Source organism: Acidiphilium sp., assembly GCF_049977125.1.
In the GTDB taxonomy this organism is placed as follows: Bacteria; Pseudomonadota; Alphaproteobacteria; order Acetobacterales; family Acetobacteraceae; genus Acidiphilium.
This window is the reverse complement of record NZ_JBMFGY010000359.1, coordinates 1-1,615: the sequence shown is the minus strand read 5'-3', so window position 1 is coordinate 1,615 and position 1,615 is coordinate 1. Positions and strand designations below refer to the sequence as shown.

Genomic DNA, 1,615 nt, shown 5'->3' with positions numbered 1-1,615 from the left:
CCATCTTATTCGCGGCATGTCAGGGATTCGCTGGCGGGCATGGTATAAGTCTTTGATTTTGAGCAATAGTATGGGTGCTGACGCCAACCTTGCTCAAACCGGACTGTGCCACACCCGCCATGATCGAAAATACCCTGTTTCCGTTTTCTCTGCCATCCGTGCGGCGCAAGAAAGTCACGGCGGCGTTCGATGGCGGGCGGCTGACGTCCGATGGTGGGGTCATGCTTCTGGGCGCGGTTGAAAAGTCGCTCGGCGTTGCGGCAAAGCTCGCCGGGTTGATTGCCGATCCGCGCAATCCGCGGCTCATCACCCACAGCGTCGCCGATATCCTGCGCGCGCGCATGCTGGCCATCGCGTGCGGCTATGAGGATGGCGACGATCTCGATCACCTGCGGGGCGATCCCGGCTTCAAACTGGCCTGCGGACGGCTACCCGACAGCGACGTCGATCTGTGCTCGCAACCGACCATCTCGCGCTGGGAAAACCAACCCGATCTGCGCGCGGTGATCCGCATGAGCTACGCCATGATCGACCTCTATTGCGCGAGCTATCCTGTCGCACCGCGCAGCGTCACGCTCGATATCGATGATACCGTCGATGTCGTGCACGGACATCAGCAGCTTTCGCTGTTCAACGCCCATTACGACGAACGCTGCTTCCTGCCGATCCATGTCTATGACACCGCAACCTCACGCCCGGTGGCGGTGCTGCTTCGGCCCGGTACCACGCCTTCAGGCAGGGAGGTGCGCGGTTATCTGCGGCGCCTGGTACGGCGTATCCGCCTGCACTGGCCGACCACCCGCATCACCATTCGCGGCGATGGTCACTACGGTCGTCCCGAGGTGATGGCATGGTGCGAGGCCAACGGAGTGAATTACATCCTCGGCCTGCCTGGCAACGCGGTGCTGGATCGTCTGGTCGCGACTACCGCGGACGATGTTCGGGTGCGGCGCGCCGAGGGGCCGGAGCCGGTGGTACGCGACTTCACCGAAACCAATTACGGTGCCAAATCCTGGCACTGCCAACGCCGGGTGGCGGCACGTATCGAGGCCAGCACGAAAGGTTTGGATATTCGCTACGTCGTCACCAACCTCGCCGGCGGTAGCGCCCGATGGCTTTACGAGACGTTGTATTGCGCCCGCGGTCAGGCGGAAAATCTGATCAAGCTGCACAAAAGCCAGTTGTCGTCAGACCGCACAAGCTGCCGCTCGCCGCTCGCCAATCAGGTTCGCCTGATCCTGCACACGGGCGCTTACTGGCTGATGCTGAAGCTGCGTGACGCGATCCCCGTGCTGCAGCCCTTGGCTAACGCCGAGTTCGCCACCCTGCGCCTGCGCCTGATCAAGATCGCCGCACGCATCACCGAAACCGCCACCCGCGTGCGCATCGCCCTCGCCGCAGCACATCCCGAGGCCGAATTGTTCGCAAGCCTCGCGCGCTGCCTCCAGCCGGCCGGCCCATGACCGATGGGGCCAACGCCCCAGAGCCAGCCCAATCCGATCAACCCCCAACGCAGACCAAATCCCGAACCCAAAACGCGACAATGAATCGCAATGCATAGGCGCGACCAAAATTCAAAAGTACAATCAGAACGCTGAAGAATGAATAAGATGGG

1 protein-coding gene is annotated in these 1,615 nt (G+C 62.0%); it reads left to right on the top strand.

Features of this window, described 5'->3' with window-relative positions; translation table 11 throughout:
- The first annotated feature begins 119 nt into the window (after positions 1-119).
- On the top strand, positions 120-1,463 hold the full coding sequence (locus ACP5E6_RS19065) for an IS1380 family transposase (RefSeq protein ID WP_427957069.1): 1,344 nt from the start codon (positions 120-122) through the stop codon (positions 1,461-1,463).
- Positions 1,464-1,615 lie beyond the last annotated feature (152 nt).